Below are 542 nucleotides of genomic sequence, written 5' to 3'. Positions count from 1 at the left end.
GGTCGGCGTGTAGGTGTAGGCGCCAGTTGTTGCATTGACCGTCACCGTGCCGTGCGTGGGCGCAGTACCCACGCTGTAGGCCAGCGGGTCACCATCGCCATCCACCGCCGAGACCTGGCCGGTAACAGCCGTGTCTTCATTGGTGGTGGTCGCATAGTTGCCAGTAGCCGAATCGAAGGTCTGGCCGGGAACGGCCGGGTCCACCGTCATCGGGGAATCGGGAACCGCCGTCACCGTGATGCTGACCGTCGCCGTCTCAACCGCGCCGCCAGAAGTCACCGTGTAGGTGAAGCTGGTCGAGCCGTTGTAGTTGGCAGCGGGTGCGAAGTCCAGCGTGCCATCGGCCTTGAGCGTCACCATCCCGTTCGCAACCGCAACCGGTGTACCGACCACGATGGCGTTGCCGTCAATCGCAGTGATGGTATGCCCGGCGTTTTCAAACGAGTCGTTGGCGTTGACGTTGATGTTGACCGACGTGTCCTCGTTGGTCGTGACCGAGTCGTTGGCAATATCCACCACCGCCGAGACCGTCACGCTGACGG

1 protein-coding gene is annotated in these 542 nt (G+C 62.9%); it reads right to left on the bottom strand.

The window, feature by feature from the left end:
* Positions 1 to 542, bottom strand: a 542-nt coding sequence (locus API01S_RS29415) for an Ig-like domain-containing protein (protein ID WP_167351751.1), incomplete at both ends; no start/stop codon positions are given.

It is taken from the genome of Achromobacter piechaudii NBRC 102461, assembly GCF_001571245.1.
Taxonomy (GTDB): domain Bacteria; phylum Pseudomonadota; class Gammaproteobacteria; order Burkholderiales; family Burkholderiaceae_B; genus Achromobacter; species Achromobacter piechaudii.
This window is presented reverse-complemented; position numbering and strand designations above follow the sequence as displayed.